Raw genomic sequence first — 16,512 nt, 5'->3', positions numbered from 1 at the left:
CGTGGTGTCCGGCGTAGCCCGAAGGGCGAAGACGGACTGGTGCGACGCCCACTTAACGACTACCCAGGCGATAGCCGTCAATGTGGTACGTCTACATTCTCCAAAGCGTTGACTTTCCTGATCAGGAATACATCGGCGCCACGGAAGATTTGAAGCGGCGAATTCCGGAACACAATGCCGGCAAATCTAGCCACACCGCTAAGTATAAGCCTTGGAAACTGATCTGGTACTGCGCCTTCCCCGACAAGTACAAAGCTCTGGCGTTTGAAAAGTACCTGAAGTCTCATTCCGGCCGCGCCTTCACGAAGAAGCGGCTTTCCTAGGCTCTGACGAACTTCCCTACTCCCCGATCACCGCATTGAGCCGGTCGCGCAATGCGACGATCTCGTCCTTCATTGCGACCAGTTCCGACGCCGAGCAATCCGACGCCGCCAGAATGGATTGCGGCACGCTGCGTGCCTTGTCCTTCAGCGCGTGGCCCTGCGGCGTCAGGGCGATCAGCACCTGACGCTCGTCCTCGCTCGAGCGGGTGCGCCTCACGAGATGGGCGGCCTCGAGCCGCTTGAGCAGCGGCGTCAGCGTGCCGGAATCCAGGAACAGCTTCTCGCCGATATCCCTGACCGGTACGTCGTCGCGCTCCCATAGCACCAGCATCACCAGATATTGCGGATAGGTCAGGCCGAGCCGGTCGAGCAGCGGCTTGTAGACACGATTGAAAGCATGCGCGGCCGAATAGACCGCGAAGCAGATCTGATTGTCGAGCCGCAGCGGCGCGTCCGCTGCCGATGGTTTCCGGGCCATGGGGACTCTCGCGGGATTTGCCCGTATTGTGGGGCCGGGCGGCCGTAAATTCAATTGCAAACAATTAAATGTGAGGCATTGCAATTTGAGTTGCGCGCAATCTAATTGTCTGCGATACAGATCGCGTCCACCCGAACCCGAGGGAGATGAAAATGTCCGTGAACGTCCTCTACAAGACCAGTGCCAAGGCGACCGGCGGCCGCGACGGCCATGCTGCAACGCTCGACGGCGCGTTCGACGTCAAGCTGACCACGCCGAAGGAGCTCGGCGGCGGAGGCGGCGCCGGCAACAACCCCGAGCAGCTGTTTGCGGCGGGCTATGCCGCCTGCTTCATCGGCGCGATGAAGTTCGTGGCGTCGCAGGGCGGCCCCAAGGTTCCCAATGACGCGTCCGTCACCTCGATCGTCGGCATCGGCCCGCGCTCCGAGGGCGGTTTTGGTCTCGACATTGATCTCGCCGTCTCGCTGCCGGGCCTGGCTCGCGCCGAGGCTGAGGCGCTGGTCGAGAAGGCGCACCAGGTGTGCCCGTACTCCAACGCCACGCGCGGCAATGTCGACGTTCGCCTGACGGTCGTCTGACCGCAATTGCGGATTGGCTGGCCCGAGATCCCCCTCGGGCTGGCTGCTTTCCATTGGTTTGCCGTTCCGCGGGATTGCGCTGCGGCGGCGCATACGGCCCCACGGGCGGAGCCATTGCTGGGATGCACGAACCTCGCTAGGCCTGTGATCAAGCATCGACACAGGGGAAGCGAAGGCATGAATTCTGAAGCCGCGGGTTCTGAAGCCGGTCTGGGTGCCATGAGTGGATTGCGCGTCATCGATCTCACGCGCGTGCTCGGCGGTCCCTACTGCACCCAGATCCTCGCCGACCACGGCGCCGACGTGATCAAGGTCGAGCCGCCGGCGGGCGACGAGGTGCGCGAATGGGGCCCTCCCTTCCATGAGGAGGATGCGGCCTATTTCGTCGGCATCAACCGCAACAAGCGCTCGATCGGCCTCGACCTCGCCTCCGAAGGGGGCCGCGCCGTGCTGCTGAAGATGCTGGAGACGGCCGACGTCCTGATCGAGAACTTCAAGCCGGGCACATTGGAGAAATGGGGCATCGGCAACGAGGTGCTGCGCGCAAAATTCCCGCGCCTCGTGCACTGCCGGATCTGCGGCTTCGGCGCCGACGGTCCGCGCGGCGGCAATCCCGGCTATGACGCCATCATCCAGGCCATGACCGGCATGATCGCGGCGACCGGCTCTCCGGAGAGCGGCCCGATGCGGATCGGCGTGCCGCTGGTCGACATCACCACTGGCCTGTACGCGGCGATCGGCATCCTGATGGCGCTATCGGAGCGCCAGCGCTCCGGCAAGGGCCAGTTCCTGGAGACGACGCTGTACGAGACCGGCCTTGCCATCATGCATCCGCACACCGCCAATTATTTCATGCATGGCAAGCCACCTGCGCTCACCGGCAACGAGCATCCCAACCTCGTGCCTTACGCGATCTTCCCGACGAAAACCGACAACATCTTCATCGGCGTCGGCAATGACGGCACTTTCCGCAAGCTCGCCAAGGAGATCGGCAAGCCCGAGCTCGGCACCGATCCGCGCTTTGCCCGCAACAAGGACCGCATCGCCAATCGCGAGGCGCTGCGCGCCGAGCTCGCCGCGGTGTTCAGCCAGCACGAGGCCGAACCGCTGTGCAACCGCCTGCTCGCGGCGGGCCTGCCCGCTGGCCCGGTGCAGAAAATCGACCAGGCACTCACGAATCCCCACACGATCGCGCGCGGCGATATCATCGAGAAGGATTGGTACAAGGGCGTCGCCTCGCCGATCCGGCTCGACCGCAGCAAGCCGAGCCTGCGCCGCCTGCCGCCGAAATTCAGCCAGCACGCGGCGGAGGTGCTGGGCGAGTTCGGCTACTCCAGGGCGGAGATCGACGCGATGGTCGAAAAGGGCGTGGTCTGCGGCCCCGAGCGCAAGCGCTGAGGCCTCGTGAAATAGACCTCAGCGTTGCCGCAACGGCGGTGCGCACCCTCCCCGCTTGCAAGCGGGAGAGGTGTTCGAGACCGCCGCCTGATAGACAACTCACGTCATCCAATGCCGCACTGCGGCGCGAGCACGCGTGTGCAGCGCGAACGCACGGCGCGGTCTCCCGCACGCCTTCGCCTATTTTCCGGCTTCCCTTTTCCAGCGCTTGCCGCTTTCGTTTCGGCCGCTTACACAGTCATGTGAACGTCATATGGCACTGCTAGCGCAAGCGCTTCTTTATTGACGGGCAAGGGAGGTTTTCTTGATGGCTCTTCGACATTTTGGTGCGGCTGCGGCTGTCGCGGCCACGGTTGGCATGATGGCCTCGCCGGCCCTGGCCGTGACCGAGATCCAGTGGTGGCACGCGATGACCGGCGCCAACAACGACGTCATCGTCAAGCTCGCCACCGACTTCAACGCGTCGCAGAGCGACTACAAGGTGATCCCGACCTACAAGGGCAACTACCCCGACACGATGAACGCAGGCATCGCGGCCTTCCGCGCCGGCAATGCGCCGCACATCATGCAGGTGTTCGAGGTCGGCACCGCCACCATGATGGCGGCGACCGGCGCGGTGAAGCCGGTCTACAAGCTGATGGCCGAGACCGGCGAGAAGTTCGATCCCAAGGCCTACCTGCCCGCGATCACCGGCTATTACTCGACCTCGAAGGGCGAGATGCTGTCCTTCCCGTTCAACTCGTCGTCGACGGTGATGTGGGTCAACCTCGACGAGCTGAAGAAGGCGAACGTCGCAATCCCGAAGACCTGGCCTGAAGTGTTCGACGCCGCCAAGAAGCTGCACGACAACGGCCACCCCACCTGCGGCTTCTCCAATTCCTGGGTCACCTGGGTCAATCTCGAACAGCTCTCCGCCTGGCACAACGTGCCGCTATCGACCAAGGCCAATGGCCTCGACGGCTTCGACACCGTGCTTGAATTCAACGGCCCGCTTCAGGTCAAGCACCTCGAGAAGCTGGTCGAGCTCCAGAAGGACAAGACTTACGATTATGCCGGCCGCACCAACACCGGCGAAGGCCGCTTCACGTCGGGTGAATGCCCGCTCTATCTGACCTCCTCGGCGTTCTTCGGCAACGTCAAGGCGCAGGCCAAGTTCGCCTTCACCGCCGTGCCGATGCCCTATTATCCCGACGTGAAGGGCGCACCGCAAAATTCGATCATCGGCGGCGCCTCGCTCTGGGTGATGGGCGGCAAGTCGGCCGACGAGTACAAGGGCGTCGCGAAGTTCCTGGGCTTCCTCTCCGACACCGACCGCCAGGTCTATATCCACAAGGCCTCCGGCTATCTGCCGATCACCAAAGCGGCCTATGAGAAGGCCAAGGCGGAAGGCTTCTACAAGGATCAGCCCTATCTCGAGACCCCGCTGCTCGAGCTGACCAACAAGGAGCCGACCGAGAATTCCCGCGGCCTGCGCCTTGGCAACATGGTGCAGCTCCGTGACGTCTGGTCGGAAGAGATCGAGCAGGCGCTCGCCGGCAAGAAGACCGCCAAGCAGGCGCTCGATGCCGCCGTCGAACGCGGCAACACGATGCTGCGGCAGTTCGAAAAGACCGCCGTGAAGTGAAGGCGATCGGCGGCAGGCCGGTTACCCGGCCTGCCGCTCCTGCGCGCATCATGCAAAAACAAGCCATTTTCCAATCGAAGCTATTGCCCTACGCGCTGGTTGCGCCGCAGCTCGCGATCGTCCTGATTTTCTTCTACTGGCCGGCGTTGCAGGCAGTGATCCAGTCCTTCCTGCTCCAGGACGCCTTCGGTCTTTCGACGAGCTTCGTCTGGTTCGACAACTATCTCGAGCTTCTGCAGGACCGCGCCTATTTCGAAGCGATCGTGCGGACCTTCTTCTTCTCGTTCGCCATCGCGGTCTCGTCGCTCTCGTTTGCGCTGCTCCTTGCCGTGATGGCGGACAAGCCGCTGCGCGGCTCGATGCTCTACCGCACGCTGCTGATCTGGCCCTATGCGGTGGCGCCGCCGGTCGTCGGCGTGCTCTGGATTTTCATGCTGCATCCCTCGCTGGGCGTGCTCTCGCGCTATTTGCGCGTCCTCGGCATCGACTGGAATCCGCTGCTCGACGGCGACCAGGCAGCAACGCTGATCATCCTCGCCGCCGCCTGGAAGCAGATCTCCTATAATTTCCTGTTCTTCCTCGCGGGCCTGCAGAGCATCCCGCGAAGCGTGCTGGAGGCCGCCGCGATCGACGGCGCGCGCCCGATGCGCAGGTTCTGGACCGTGACCTTCCCGCTGCTGTCGCCGACCATCTTCTTCCTTTTGGTCGTCAACATCGTCTACGCCTTCTTCGACACGTTCGGCATCATCGACACCATGACCCGCGGCGGTCCCGGCAAGTCGACGGAGACGCTGGTCTACAAGGTTTATTCCGACGGCCTGCTCGGCGGCAATCTCGGCAGCTCCGCGGCGCAATCGGTGATCCTGATGATCATGGTGATCGTGCTGACGGGAATCCAGTTCCGCTTCGTCGAACGCAAGGTGACCTACTGATGGTCGAGGAAGAAGGCTTTCGGCGCTACGTCGCTCATATCATCCTCTGGATCGGGATCGCGATCGTCGCCTTCCCCGTCTACATCGCGATCGTCGCCTCGACCCAGGACAACGCGCTGATCGCGAACGGACAGATGTCGCTGCTGCCCGGCGGTCAGTTCTTCAAAACTTACTACCAGACGATCTTCATCGGCACGAGCGGCTCGACTCGCGAACCGGTCGGCAACATGATGCTGAACTCGCTGGTGATGGCGCTCTTGATCGCGGTCGGCAAGATCGCGATCTCGATCATCTCGGCCTATGCGATCGTGTATTTCCGCTTTCCGTTCCGGATGCCGATCTTCTGGCTGATCTTCATCACCCTGATGCTGCCGGTCGAGGTGCGCATCTATCCGACCTACAAGATCGTCGCCGATCTGCACATGCTCGACAGCTATGCCGGCCTGTCGCTGCCACTGATCGCGTCGGCCACCGCAACGCTGCTGTTCCGCCAGTTCTTCATGACCGTGCCGGACGAGCTTTTGGAAGCTTCGCGGATCGACGGCGCCGGCCCCTTGCGCTTCTTCTGGGATACGCTGCTGCCGCTGTCGCGCACCAACATGGCGGCGCTGTTCGTGATCCTGTTCATCCTCGGCTGGAACCAATACCTCTGGCCGCTGCTGATCACCACCCGCGACGACATGCAGACGATCCAGATCGGCATCCGCAAGATGATCACCACCACCGACGCGCTGACCGAATGGCCGATCGTGATGGCAACTGCCGTGCTGGCCATGCTGCCGCCGGTGTTCGTCGTCGTCGCCATGCAGAAGCTGTTCGTGCGCGGCCTAGTCGAGACGGAAAAGTGAGGGGCGAATGGCGAATAGTGAATGGCGAATGGTCCGCCGACGATTGAATGGCTGCGGCATTCCACACAGCCCCACTACTCGCCACTCACGATTCGCCATTCGCGCGAGCGGAGCGAGCAATGGCTAACGTCACCCTGCGCAACGTTCGCAAGACCTATCCCGGCGGCTTCGAAGCCATCAAGGGCATCGACGTCGATGTCGGCGACGGCCAGTTCTGCGTGCTGGTCGGCCCCTCCGGCTGCGGCAAGTCGACCTTGCTGCGCATGGTCGCGGGGCTGGAGACCGTCACCGGCGGCGAGATCGACATCGGCGGCCGCATCGTCAACCAGGTCGAGCCCGCCGATCGCGACATCGCGATGGTGTTTCAGAACTACGCGCTCTATCCGCATATGAGCGTCTACAACAACATGGCCTATGGTCTGCGCAACCGCGGAATGGCGGAAGCCGAGATCAAGACCCGCGTCGGGGAAGCGGCGCGCGTGCTCGAGCTCTCCGCCATGCTGGAGCGCAAGCCGCGCCAGCTTTCCGGCGGCCAGCGCCAGCGCGTCGCCATGGGCCGCGCCATCGTGCGCCAGCCGAAGGTGTTTCTGTTCGACGAGCCGCTCTCCAACCTCGATGCCAAGCTGCGCATCGCGATGCGCGTCGAGATCCGCAGATTGCAGCGCCGGCTCAACACGACGTCGATCTACGTCACCCATGATCAGCTCGAGGCGATGACGCTCGCCGACATTTTGGTCGTGATGAATGGCGGCCAGGTCGAGCAGGTCGGCAATCCCCTCGCGATCTACCAGCAGCCGGCTACGACCTTCGTCGCCTCTTTCATCGGCGCGCCGCCGATGAACCTGATGTCCACCCGTCCCGACGAGATCAAGTCGCAGCTCGGCGGCAGCGAGGCCGGCATCCTCGGCATCCGCCCGGAAGACTTCGTCATCACCGAGCAGGCGCCCGCCGGCGGCGTCGCGCTGCCCCTCACCGTTGAAGCGATCGAACGCGTCGGCGCCGAAACCTTCGTCTACGGCTCGCGGGCTCAGGAAGACCAGCGCGTCGCCGCCACGCCCGGCGAGCTGCCGCCCGGCGAGGTCATCGTCCGCCTTCCCGGAACCGAGGCGCCAGCCATCGGTCAGCAGATCCGCGTCGCAGCGGTTCGCCAAAAGCTGCATTTGTTCAGCGGCGATGGGCGGAAGCGGTTGGAAGCCTGACCGGGTTCCGAAGGGACAGCTAACAAAAAGTGCGAAAACAACCCCATGCACAGTAGAAGGGGCTTGTTTTCATTGACATAAATCGCCCTGCATTTTGCCGTCCCCGAACTTGTCCCGGGCATTGCTCCTGGTGTCGAGAGAACGGTCGTGGGAATATCGGCGAGCGGAAGCGGCGCCGTCTTACGGACGGCCATGCCCCAGCCATGACAATGCGCAAACGCTCTACGCGAAGCAAACCGCACCACATGCGGGAATGCCACCTGTGCAGGGCTCGTGCTACCTGCTTGAACCCACACGGGGATATGCCCATATTGCTGACCAAGGGGTGCCGCTTGCGGGCTCCGACACACCAAAGTCGCTTCTGCGAGGACTTTGTAAACTATGTCTCGTGTTCCAACGCTCTCCAGTCCCTTCCTGCTGGGCTTCGACGAGATCGAGCGCGTGCTCGATCGCGTCGTCAAAGGCGCCGACGGTTATCCTCCCTACAATATCGAGAGGTGCGACCGGTCGGACGGCCAGCCCGAGCGTTTGCGCATCACGCTGGCGGTCGCCGGCTTCACCCGCGACCAACTCGATGTAACCATTGAGGAAAACCAGCTCGTGATCCGCGGGCGGCAGCAGGACGACAAGACCCGGCAATACATCCACCGCGGGATCGCCGCGCGCCACTTCCAGCGCACCTTCGTGCTGGCGGAGGGGATGCTGGTGCTGGGTGCGGATCTGAAGAACGGGCTGTTGTCGGTCGATCTGGCCCGGCCTGAGCCGGAGCGGATCGTTAAGACAATCGCTATCAATGAGCACGAATAATGGAACGAGTAGCGGACTCGACCGCTTAGTGTTCCAGAGGAGTCGAGACCATGAGTGAAGGTCACGTTGCGTTCGAATACGAAGCCAAGAATGTCTCGCCGGAGACGCTGGCAACCCTCGGCGAAGGCCATATCGCCTATGTGAAGCAGATCCGCTCCGAGGACGTGCCGGGCCTGTTTCCCGAAGCGCCGAAAATCGCGCCGGGCCTCAAGCTGTTCGCGCTTCACGCCGCCGACGGCACGCCGATCATGCTGACCGACAGCCGCGAAGCCGCGATCGCCAATGCCTGGAGCAACGAGCTGCAAGCGGTGAGCGTGCACTGAGCGGTGAGCTGACCAAGCACAGCAGCAGAGATTCGAATGGGCATGCTCTCGCACGAGAGCATGCCCATTTCGCTTTGACGGATGAATTCAAACCTTTTAGATTCTGGTCGTTCTGACTAGATGCGAGAGCCACATGCCCCCAGTCAAGCGCAACGCCTCCAAGAGGGGCTCCCGATCTGGGCGATGGAGCCTTCAGGACGCGAAAGCGCATTTCAGCGAGGTCGTGAGGGAAGCTCAACGCACGGGACCGCAGCGGGTTACCCTGCATGGCAAGGACGCAGCGGTAATCGTCGGGGCCGACGATTTTGACCGTCTTCAGAATCCCCCGAGCGGCCGCGATCTCGTGAAGATGCTCGCGGACTCTCCCTTGGCGGACATCGAATTTGACCGGCTTACCGTGAAGTCCAGGGTTCGGGACATCGAACTTTGAGAGGTTGGCTGCTCGACACCAATGTCGTTTCTGAGCTGCGCAAGCCCAATGCCAACCCCGCCGTTGTAGGCTTCATCAATGCTCAACGAGGCGAAACGCTGTTCGTCACGGACGTCACCTTTGCCGAGATCGTCTACGGCATCGAGCAGCTGGGTGATCCGGCCCGACGGGCCGATCTTCGCTCGTGGCTCGATAACTCTCTTCGACCGTTCTTCAGTGGACGAGTTCTTGGTATCACCGAAGAAGTGATCATTCGATGGAAGACGATGGTCGCCGATGGACGGAAACGCGGACGCACTTTCGGTCAACCGGACTTGTTCATCGCGACAATTGCAGCCTTGCAAGATCTGGCTGTCGTGACGCGCGATGTAAGCGAGTTTGTCGAAGCAGGAGTGCCTACGTTCGATCCGTGGACGAGCACGTTTCACCACCGAGACAAGAACGCATCAGTGGCATCGCCCATCACCCTCGAAAAGATCGTCGCCCTTCTCTGAAATATGGCTTCACGCGAAGAGGTGCCCGTTTTGCGTTTCGAGCAAGACCAGGCCAGCTGGCTGCAGCAGAGGCAGCCGATCACGCTCAAGAAATCGAAACAAGAGCAGCGGCCAGGGCGTCAGCAGGGCGGACCCGATCGAGAGTCGGCCGGGGGGTTTTCCGCCTTGCTGGACCGGATTGAGTCAAATGGCGTGCGGACCGTTGTGGTCGAGGAAGCGTCAAGGTTTGGGCCAGCTGATCGTCCAAGAGGTCGGCATCATCGCGCTGATCGAGCGCGGGGCCCGGGTGCTTACCAGCTCCGGCGACGATCTCACAGAGAGGGGCGATCCGCTCAAGATCACCACGGGGCAGATCGCGGGCGTATTCGCCCAGCTAGACTCGCACTTACGTCGGCAGGTGCGGGACAACTTGAACACTCGGTCTGTTACGCCGCCGTCGCCGGCGGCAGGGCCAGCACCGAATAGATCGCCTGGGCGTCGCGCGAGGCGCGGAGTTTTTTGGCGATGTCCTGGTCGCGCAAGAGGCGAGCGATGCGGGCGAGTGCCTTGAGATGGTCGGCGCCGGCGCCTTCGGGGGCGAGTAGCAGGAAGACGAGATCGACCGGCTGGCCGTCCATCGATTCGAAATCGATCGGGCGATCGAGGCGCGCGAACAGACCAAAGATCTTTTCGAGCTTGGGCAGCTTGCCGTGGGGAATGGCGACGCCGTAGCCGACTGCGGTGGTGCCGAGCTTTTCGCGCTGAAGCAGCACCTCGAACACGGAGCGTTCGTTCTGCCCGGTCAGCTCGGCGGCCTTGGCCGCGAGTTCCTGCAAGGCCTGCTTCTTGCTGTTGACTTTCAATGCCGGGAGAATCGCCTCGGGTGCGACCAGATCGGTAATCGGCATGGAAGCTTTCCGAGGTGAATTAAGCCGTCAGGTTCCGATTTGGCCAGCTTGATAGACCAAGCTGCGCCGACGTCAATAACATGAAGCAGGAGGCGGACTTAGCCCCGGTCCTGATGTGGGGCGCTTCTACTCCAACGCAATCCCGGTGCCAACTCCCGCGTGCGGCTTTGCCACGGACATTGTTAAAGGCCCGGGATGGTACGGAGCCCGGGTCTCGGCCCTAAACATCGGACTTACCGTCCCCCTTGGCCCCCGGCGGGTCGATCCAGCCGACATTGCCATCCGCCCGGCGGTAAATGATGTTCACCCGGCCCGAGGAGCCGTGCTGGAAGACCAGGCAGGGCGCCCCGCTCAGGTCGAGTTCCATGACGGCCTCGCTGACCGAGAGGCGCTTCAGCGAGGTGGTTTGCTCGGCGATGATGACGGGGCTGTAGCCGGCGACCTCGTCCTCGCCCTCGGGCGCCTCGAGCACATAGCTCGTGGCATCGAGCGCCGCCATCGCCTCGGAGGCGGCATGGGCCTTGCGGGCGGAACGGTCCTTGAGGCGATTCTTGTAGCGGCGCAGCCGCTTCTCGATCATCACCAGCGCCTGGTCGGCGCTGGCATAGGCATCCGGCGCGTTCGAATCGGCCTCCAGCGTGATTCCCGAATCGAGATGCAGCGCGCAATCGGTGCGGAAGCCGAAGCCGTCCTTGCTCAGCGTGATGTGACCGGAATAATTGCCGTCGAAATATTTGCGCAGCACCTCATCCGTGCGCTCGGCAACGCGGCCGCGCAGGGCCTCGCCGACGCTGATGCTCTTTCCCGAAATTCGAAGAGTCATGTGATGCCTCGCTTGGTTCAAGTGCCTAGCTTGGATCGGTCTCGATGGGACATCGAGAGTAGCGCGATTTCGCGCCAGCGCAATCAGGCCGGCTCGGTGTTGCGGGGGCGATCGGACATTGCGGTGGCGAGGACGTTACCAAGAGCGCTCTGCTTGTCGCGGCGGCGTTGCACCGAAGAGGGAATGCGCATGGCTTCGCGGTACTTCGCGACCGTGCGGCGGGCAATATCAATGCCCGAAGCGCGCAAGCGTTCCACGATGGTGTCATCCGACAGGATTGCCGTAGGCGCTTCCGAATCGATCAGCTGCTTGATGTGGTGCCGCACCGCTTCGGCGGAATGCGCCTCGCCGCCGTCAGCCGAGGCGATCGAGGCCGTAAAGAAATATTTCAGCTCGAACGTGCCGCGATTGGTCGCCATGTATTTGTTGGCGGTAACGCGCGACACCGTGGATTCATGCATCTGGATGGCGTCCGCGACGGCCTTCAGATTGAGCGGCCGCAAATGTGCCACGCCATGGGTGAAGAAGCCGTCCTGCTGGCGCACGATCTCGGTTGCAACTTTCAGGATGGTGCGGGCGCGCTGGTCGAGTGCGCGCACGAGCCAGGTCGCGTTCTGGAGCGCATCGGTGAAGTAGGATTTGTCGCCGTCCTTGCCGATCTTCTTCGACAGCTCGGAATAGTAGGTCTGGTTGACAAGCACGCGCGGAAGGGTGTCGCTGTTGAGCTCGACATGCCAGCCACCGTCGGGACCGGGGCGGACATAGACATCGGGCACCATGGTCTGCAGGCGCGCCGAGCCGAACTTCATGCCGGGCTTGGGATTGAGGCGGCGGATCTCGCCGATCATGTCGGCGATGTCCTCGTCGTCGACGCCGCAGACTTTGCGCAAGGACGCGATGTCGCGCTTGGCGAGAAGATCGAGATGCTCGACCAGGGCCTGCATCGCCGGATCGTAGCGGTCGAGCTCGCGGAGCTGGATCGCCAGGCATTCGCTCAAATTGCGCGCGCAGACGCCGGGTGGATCGAATTTTTGCAGCACGGCAAGGACTTCCTCGACGTCCTGTTGCGATGCGCCGAGACGCTCGGCGGCCTGGCCGAGATCGCCCGGCAGATAGCCGGCCTCGTCGACGAGGTCGATCAGGTACTGGCCGATCATGCGCTGCGCCGGCGCGGTGAAGGCAACCGAGAGCTGCTCGGCAAGATGGTCCGACAGGGTCCTCTCTGCCGCGACGAACGCTTCGAGATTGTAGGGTTCATCGCCGGAGGCACCACCGCCCCACTCGGTGTAAGTGGTCGGCGCGGCATCTTGGGCATTGCGCGCGGCCGCCTCGGCCGGCTCCTCGGAGAAGACGTTGTCGAGGCCGGTGTCCAGGGTCTGCTCGATCTCGGCGCGGGTGCCGAGATCCTTGCTCATCCATTCTTCCTGCCCAGGCTCGAACGCCTCCGCGCTGCCGCCAAAGCCGTCGTCACCAACTCCTTCACCTTGGCCGCCTTCGTCGCCATCGCCGAACTGGCTGACCTCCGCGGGCGCTTCAGCGCCGCCGGCCTCGTCATTGGCCCGCTCCAGCAGGGGGTTACGCTCGAGTTCCTCCTCCACGAAGGTCGTGAGATCGAGATTGGACAATTGCAGCAGCTTGATCGCCTGCATCAGCTGCGGCGTCATGACCAGCGACTGCGATTGCCGGAACTCTAATCTCTGCGTAAGCGCCATGAAGCAAGAACCGTTCCCAAAATTGGTCCGATTTTTGCTTATCCTAGTCCGGGCCCGATGTACACGCCTTGACGCCGCGCAAAAACAAACTAGAGGCGGAATTCCTCGCCAAGGTAAAGCCGGCGCACGTCCGGATCGGCGACGATCTCATCCGGGGTACCCTCGGTCAGGATTTCACCGGCATAGACGATGTAGGCACGATCGGTGAGGCCGAGCGTTTCGCGCACATTGTGGTCGGTGATCAAGACCCCGATGCCGCGATTGGTGAGATGGCGGACGAGGTCCTGGATATCGCCGACCGCGATCGGATCGATGCCGGCGAAGGGCTCGTCGAGCAGCATGTAGTTTGGCCGCGTCGCCAACGCGCGCGCGATCTCGACGCGCCGGCGCTCACCGCCTGATAGCGCGATCGACGGAGATTTCCTGAGGCGCGTGATGTTGAACTCGTCGAGCAGCGAATCGAGCTGGTGTTCGCGTTTCTTGCGCGAGGGCTCGACCACTTCGAGCACCGCGCGGATGTTCTGCTCGACGGTGAGGCCGCGGAAGATCGAGGCCTCCTGCGGCAGATAGCCGATGCCGAGCCGCGCGCGCTGATACATCGGCAGCTTGGTGACATCGTGCCCGTCGAGCTCGATCGCGCCGCGATCGGCCTTGATCAGGCCGGTGATCATGTAGAACACGGTGGTCTTGCCGGCGCCGTTCGGGCCGAGCAGGCCGACCGCTTCGCCGCGGCGCACGTAGATGCTGACGCCGCGCACCACCTGACGGCTGCCGAAGGCCTTTTCCACACTGTGCACAGCCAGGAAGCCAGGCCGCCGCAGCAGCTGCCCGCCTGTACCAGTGGATCTGCTGCCAGCCGTGACCGGGTGAACCGCCTGTGGACGCGGCGGCTCGGCTTGATAGTCGGCTTGATGGTCTCCTTGGAACTGGTCGGGCGCACGCATCGGCTGGCTCCGGGCGGTCGGCGGCGCATCCCGCACCGGGCTGGTGACGAGACCGCCGACATTGTCACCGAGCGCGGTGATGTCCTGACGCGCAAATCCTGGCCGGCCGCGTTTGGCGGGTCGCCGACGGAACATGCTGAAGAGATCGACCATCCCCGCCTTCTAGCCTTTCACGACGATCCTGCACGACAATCCTGCACGATGATCCGCGCGTGATCCCGCGATCTGCCGCACCGGCCTTTGCGATCCGCCGCTGCAGCCTGAGTGAGGGATGTCTCATGCCCAGTGAAACACGCCCGAAAAGCGGCGAACCCCGCTTCGAAAGCCCTTCGCGCTAGATACAGTCTTGCTGGGCAAGCTTCAACCTCGTCTCGGGAGCATCCGAGACAAGTGATTGAATTTACTTTTGTTTACTTGCGCCTGGCAACTGCAGAGGCGGCGCGTTGCCGGGTTTGGCGCCCTGGCCGCAATCATTGCCGCCGCCCTGCGGCAGCAGGGCCTGGACCCGGCCGCTCTCGGATTCCACGCGCGACACGCCCGTGGTCATGTCGACCATCAGGCGGTCGCCGCGCAGCACGTTCTTGCATTGCGTCAAGACCACGCCTCCGAGCATGGTGATGAGGTTGGTCTTGGTGTCGAACACGGCGGTCTCGCCCGTTACCACCTGGTCCTTCTGAGTGACCACGACATTGCCGCGCGCCTCCAGCCGCTTGATCGCGGAGCTGCCGCCTGGGCCGGGCGTTGCCGACTGCATCGGTGCCGCCTTCGCGCCCTTCGCCGCCGGCTGCGGCGCGGCCGGCTTGTCGCCGCCGCCCGATTCGTAAAACACCACCAGCGTCTTCGAGGTCATGGTGGTGTCGCCCTGCACGACCTTCACATTGCCGGCGAAGGTCGCCTCCTTCTTCTTGTCGCGCATCTCGAGCGAGGCGGCCTCGATCTGGATTGGCTGGTCGCGGTTTTGCGAAAAGCCCTGCATCGCGTTGGGCACGCCTTGCATCGTGCTCTGTGCAATGGCGGCCCCGCCAGCGACCACCGCTATGACGGCGGCGACAAGCACGGCTGTGCCGAGGACGGCGCTCCGCTTCTTGTCGCTGCGCGAAAAAAAACTGATCATTGAAATCACTTTGAATTGGCAGACTTGTTCTGAGGCATACGCGTCTTTGCAGGTGGCGCAGGCTCGGCCGGGGGCGCAGGCTGTGCGGCGGCGGGATCGTCCAGCTTATCCAGGTGCATCACCACATTGCCTTCGAAGCGGATGAGATCGCCGCCCTCGGTGATCCGCAGCCGGTCCGCAGTCAGCGTGCCGTTGGTCAGCTTGACGTCGACGCGCTCGTCGGAGGTGACCGTGCCCTTGTTCATGTCGACGAAGGCCGAGTTCAGCCGCGCCTCGTAGCCGGTCGAGGTGCGCAGCAAGATGTCCTTGTGCAGTTCGAGCTGCTGCTGCTTGTTGTCGAAACGGCCGGTGCGGGCGTCGAGGAACAGGGTGGATTGATCCTCCATCAGCACCTTCGCGCGCAGATCCGAAAGGTCGACATGATCAGGGTCGGTGATGTCCTGCGTCGCGGTCTTGGCCCAGAGCTCGTAGGGCCGCTGGTCCGGCGTGAAGCCGGCGAGGTGCGGCGTTTCCATGGTGATCTTGGTGCCCGACACCACCAGGTTTCCGGAGTCGAGCGGCAGCTTCGGCATCAGCATGCGGAACGGATTGAAGACCGACACGCCGACGATGGCGGCCATGGACAGCAGCACCGCGCCCGGCACCGCGACGCGCAGAATCCGCACCAAGCGGCTGTGGCGCGCCGCGCTGGCAAACTTCGCCGCAAGCGCGGCGTCGTAGGTGGGATTCTGGGCCGAATTCACCTGGACTCCTGATTCACCTGGGCTCCTGAAGTGGCGCTCGCCTTGTCCGGTGGAACGACGCCCCATTGTACCCGGCGCCGCCAAAATATGCAGCCGGCGACAGGCCGTTACGAAAGTGTCCGAAACGGGGCGGCAGCCCTGACCCTAGCGGCCACGAGCGGCATCAGGAATGCGCGAAAATGTCCTCTTCCGCCCAGCCCTGGAGGTCGAGCAGGGCGCGGGTCGGCAGGAAGTCGAAACAAGCTTGCGCCAGCGCGGAGCGGCCTTCCCGCACCAGCATGGCATCGAGCCGCTCGCGCAGGCCGTGCAGATGCAGCACATCGGAGGCGGCATAGGCGAGTTGCGGCTCGCTCAGGCTGTCGGACCCCCAGTCGCTGGACTGCTGCTGCTTGGAGAGGTCGATGTTGAGCACCTCGCGCACCAGGTCCTTCAGACCGTGGCGGTCGGTATAGGTGCGGGTCAGGCGGGAGGCGATCTTGGTGCAGTAGATCGGCCCGGTCATGACGCCGAAGGTCTGATACAGCACCGCGATATCGAACCGCGCGAAATGGAAGATCTTCGTGATGGCGGGATCGGCCAGCAGCGCCTTCAAATTCGGCGCGTCGGTGTGCCCCTTGGGGATCTGCACCACGTCGGCGCTGCCGTCGCCGGGCGAGAGCTGCACCACGCAGAGCCGGTCGCGGTGCGGGTTGAGGCCCATGGTCTCGGTGTCGATCGCCACCGCTGCGGTGTAGCGGGACAGGTCGGGCAGATCGCCGCGATGCAGGCGTACGGTCATGGCGTTTCAAAACCTCGAATGGTCTGTCGGCAGAATAGGCTAATCGGGATTACCCGCGATGTATCCACTCACGGCGG

19 protein-coding genes are annotated in these 16,512 nt (G+C 63.2%); 11 read left to right on the top strand and 8 right to left on the bottom strand.

All coding sequences use genetic code 11. The annotated features are described in order from the left end of the window. The first annotated feature begins 80 nt into the window (after positions 1 to 80). Positions 81 to 323 carry a GIY-YIG nuclease family protein gene (locus IVA98_RS10150; RefSeq protein WP_247276524.1) on the top strand — a complete coding sequence of 81 codons (243 nt, stop codon included), beginning with the start codon at positions 81 to 83 and terminating at the stop codon, positions 321 to 323. A gap of 16 nt (positions 324 to 339) precedes the next feature. Here the strand turns inward: IVA98_RS10150 and IVA98_RS10145 are convergent, their stop codons facing one another. Beyond that, positions 340 to 801, bottom strand: coding sequence for a MarR family winged helix-turn-helix transcriptional regulator (locus tag IVA98_RS10145; protein ID WP_247303921.1), 462 nt, complete (start codon positions 799 to 801; stop codon positions 340 to 342). A gap of 152 nt (positions 802 to 953) precedes the next feature. On the opposite strand from IVA98_RS10145, the gene IVA98_RS10140 reads away from it, so the two are divergent. From IVA98_RS10140 to IVA98_RS10095, 10 genes are all read left to right on the top strand, one after another. Next, positions 954 to 1,379 (top strand): organic hydroperoxide resistance protein, encoded by a 426-nt coding sequence (locus IVA98_RS10140; protein ID WP_247303922.1) that lies wholly within the window; start codon positions 954 to 956, stop codon positions 1,377 to 1,379. Between the two features lie 177 nt (positions 1,380 to 1,556). Continuing rightward, complete coding sequence (locus tag IVA98_RS10135) at positions 1,557 to 2,777, top strand: CaiB/BaiF CoA transferase family protein (RefSeq protein WP_247332736.1); 1,221 nt, start codon at positions 1,557 to 1,559, stop codon at positions 2,775 to 2,777. Between the two features lie 307 nt (positions 2,778 to 3,084). Further along, positions 3,085 to 4,401: a sn-glycerol-3-phosphate ABC transporter substrate-binding protein UgpB gene (gene ugpB, locus IVA98_RS10130; protein ID WP_247303924.1), complete on the top strand. Its 1,317-nt coding sequence runs from the start codon at positions 3,085 to 3,087 to the stop codon at positions 4,399 to 4,401. A gap of 50 nt (positions 4,402 to 4,451) precedes the next feature. Then, positions 4,452 to 5,333, top strand: coding sequence for a sn-glycerol-3-phosphate ABC transporter permease UgpA (gene ugpA / locus IVA98_RS10125; protein WP_247303926.1), 882 nt, complete (start codon positions 4,452 to 4,454; stop codon positions 5,331 to 5,333). Further along, a complete protein-coding gene (ugpE, locus tag IVA98_RS10120; protein ID WP_247303927.1) occupies positions 5,333 to 6,181 on the top strand; it encodes a sn-glycerol-3-phosphate ABC transporter permease UgpE in 849 nt (282 codons plus the stop codon). Before ugpA ends, ugpE begins: the two co-directional genes overlap by 1 nt. Positions 6,182 to 6,300: 119 nt before the next feature. Next, a complete protein-coding gene (locus tag IVA98_RS10115) occupies positions 6,301 to 7,380 on the top strand; it encodes a sn-glycerol-3-phosphate import ATP-binding protein UgpC (RefSeq protein ID WP_247303929.1) in 1,080 nt (359 codons plus the stop codon). A gap of 381 nt (positions 7,381 to 7,761) precedes the next feature. Then, positions 7,762 to 8,187: an Hsp20 family protein gene (locus IVA98_RS10110; RefSeq protein ID WP_014438749.1), complete on the top strand. Its 426-nt coding sequence runs from the start codon at positions 7,762 to 7,764 to the stop codon at positions 8,185 to 8,187. 50 nt (positions 8,188 to 8,237) lie between these two features. Then, positions 8,238 to 8,510 carry a BQ00720 family protein gene (locus tag IVA98_RS10105; protein ID WP_007598581.1) on the top strand — a complete coding sequence of 91 codons (273 nt, stop codon included), beginning with the start codon at positions 8,238 to 8,240 and terminating at the stop codon, positions 8,508 to 8,510. A gap of 133 nt (positions 8,511 to 8,643) precedes the next feature. After that, complete coding sequence (locus IVA98_RS10100) at positions 8,644 to 8,940, top strand: type II toxin-antitoxin system Phd/YefM family antitoxin (RefSeq protein ID WP_247303930.1); 297 nt, start codon at positions 8,644 to 8,646, stop codon at positions 8,938 to 8,940. Beyond that, on the top strand, positions 8,937 to 9,434 hold the full coding sequence (locus IVA98_RS10095; RefSeq protein WP_247303932.1) for a type II toxin-antitoxin system VapC family toxin: 498 nt from the start codon (positions 8,937 to 8,939) through the stop codon (positions 9,432 to 9,434). Before IVA98_RS10100 ends, IVA98_RS10095 begins: the two co-directional genes overlap by 4 nt. A gap of 425 nt (positions 9,435 to 9,859) precedes the next feature. Here IVA98_RS10095 and ptsN read toward each other — a convergent pair whose 3' ends face one another. The 7 genes from ptsN to IVA98_RS10060 form a co-directional block, all read right to left on the bottom strand. Further along, a complete protein-coding gene (gene ptsN, locus IVA98_RS10090) occupies positions 9,860 to 10,321 on the bottom strand; it encodes a PTS IIA-like nitrogen regulatory protein PtsN (protein ID WP_027514736.1) in 462 nt (153 codons plus the stop codon). Positions 10,322 to 10,541: 220 nt separating this feature from the next. Beyond that, positions 10,542 to 11,144, bottom strand: coding sequence for a ribosome hibernation-promoting factor, HPF/YfiA family (gene hpf / locus IVA98_RS10085; protein WP_247303934.1), 603 nt, complete (start codon positions 11,142 to 11,144; stop codon positions 10,542 to 10,544). A gap of 83 nt (positions 11,145 to 11,227) precedes the next feature. Then, complete coding sequence (gene rpoN, locus IVA98_RS10080; RefSeq protein WP_247303936.1) at positions 11,228 to 12,856, bottom strand: RNA polymerase factor sigma-54; 1,629 nt, start codon at positions 12,854 to 12,856, stop codon at positions 11,228 to 11,230. A gap of 89 nt (positions 12,857 to 12,945) precedes the next feature. After that, the gene (lptB, locus tag IVA98_RS10075) at positions 12,946 to 13,953 is read right to left on the bottom strand and encodes an LPS export ABC transporter ATP-binding protein (RefSeq protein ID WP_247303939.1); all 1,008 of its coding nucleotides are present in this window, start codon (positions 13,951 to 13,953) and stop codon (positions 12,946 to 12,948) included. A gap of 247 nt (positions 13,954 to 14,200) precedes the next feature. Further along, a complete protein-coding gene (locus IVA98_RS10070; RefSeq protein ID WP_247332727.1) occupies positions 14,201 to 14,914 on the bottom strand; it encodes an LptA/OstA family protein in 714 nt (237 codons plus the stop codon). Positions 14,915 to 14,919: 5 nt separating this feature from the next. Further along, a complete protein-coding gene (gene lptC / locus IVA98_RS10065) occupies positions 14,920 to 15,657 on the bottom strand; it encodes an LPS export ABC transporter periplasmic protein LptC (RefSeq protein ID WP_247303943.1) in 738 nt (245 codons plus the stop codon). A gap of 163 nt (positions 15,658 to 15,820) precedes the next feature. Beyond that, positions 15,821 to 16,435, bottom strand: coding sequence for a ribonuclease D (locus IVA98_RS10060; RefSeq protein ID WP_247276537.1), 615 nt, complete (start codon positions 16,433 to 16,435; stop codon positions 15,821 to 15,823). Positions 16,436 to 16,512 lie beyond the last annotated feature (77 nt).

Source organism: Bradyrhizobium sp. 160, assembly GCF_023073735.1.
Taxonomy (GTDB): domain Bacteria; phylum Pseudomonadota; class Alphaproteobacteria; order Rhizobiales; family Xanthobacteraceae; genus Bradyrhizobium.
Note: the sequence above shows the minus strand (reverse complement) of the source record. Positions and strands in the feature narration are given on the sequence as shown.

Coding starts and splice junctions, on each gene's coding strand:
- IVA98_RS10140 (WP_247303922.1), top strand. CDS start 954: ATGTCCGTGAACGTCCTCTACAAGACCAGTGCCAAGGCGACCGGCGGC.
- rpoN (WP_247303936.1), bottom strand. CDS start 12,856: ATGGCGCTTACGCAGAGATTAGAGTTCCGGCAATCGCAGTCGCTGGTC.
- IVA98_RS10110 (WP_014438749.1), top strand. CDS start 7,762: ATGTCTCGTGTTCCAACGCTCTCCAGTCCCTTCCTGCTGGGCTTCGAC.
- IVA98_RS10060 (WP_247276537.1), bottom strand. CDS start 16,435: ATGACCGTACGCCTGCATCGCGGCGATCTGCCCGACCTGTCCCGCTAC.
- IVA98_RS10070 (WP_247332727.1), bottom strand. CDS start 14,914: ATGATCAGTTTTTTTTCGCGCAGCGACAAGAAGCGGAGCGCCGTCCTC.
- IVA98_RS10135 (WP_247332736.1), top strand. CDS start 1,557: ATGAATTCTGAAGCCGCGGGTTCTGAAGCCGGTCTGGGTGCCATGAGT.
- IVA98_RS10145 (WP_247303921.1), bottom strand. CDS start 801: ATGGCCCGGAAACCATCGGCAGCGGACGCGCCGCTGCGGCTCGACAAT.
- ugpA (WP_247303926.1), top strand. CDS start 4,452: ATGCAAAAACAAGCCATTTTCCAATCGAAGCTATTGCCCTACGCGCTG.
- IVA98_RS10105 (WP_007598581.1), top strand. CDS start 8,238: ATGAGTGAAGGTCACGTTGCGTTCGAATACGAAGCCAAGAATGTCTCG.
- lptB (WP_247303939.1), bottom strand. CDS start 13,953: ATGGTCGATCTCTTCAGCATGTTCCGTCGGCGACCCGCCAAACGCGGC.
- IVA98_RS10100 (WP_247303930.1), top strand. CDS start 8,644: ATGCCCCCAGTCAAGCGCAACGCCTCCAAGAGGGGCTCCCGATCTGGG.
- IVA98_RS10150 (WP_247276524.1), top strand. CDS start 81: ATGTGGTACGTCTACATTCTCCAAAGCGTTGACTTTCCTGATCAGGAA.
- ugpE (WP_247303927.1), top strand. CDS start 5,333: ATGGTCGAGGAAGAAGGCTTTCGGCGCTACGTCGCTCATATCATCCTC.
- hpf (WP_247303934.1), bottom strand. CDS start 11,144: ATGACTCTTCGAATTTCGGGAAAGAGCATCAGCGTCGGCGAGGCCCTG.
- ugpB (WP_247303924.1), top strand. CDS start 3,085: ATGGCTCTTCGACATTTTGGTGCGGCTGCGGCTGTCGCGGCCACGGTT.
- IVA98_RS10115 (WP_247303929.1), top strand. CDS start 6,301: ATGGCTAACGTCACCCTGCGCAACGTTCGCAAGACCTATCCCGGCGGC.
- ptsN (WP_027514736.1), bottom strand. CDS start 10,321: ATGCCGATTACCGATCTGGTCGCACCCGAGGCGATTCTCCCGGCATTG.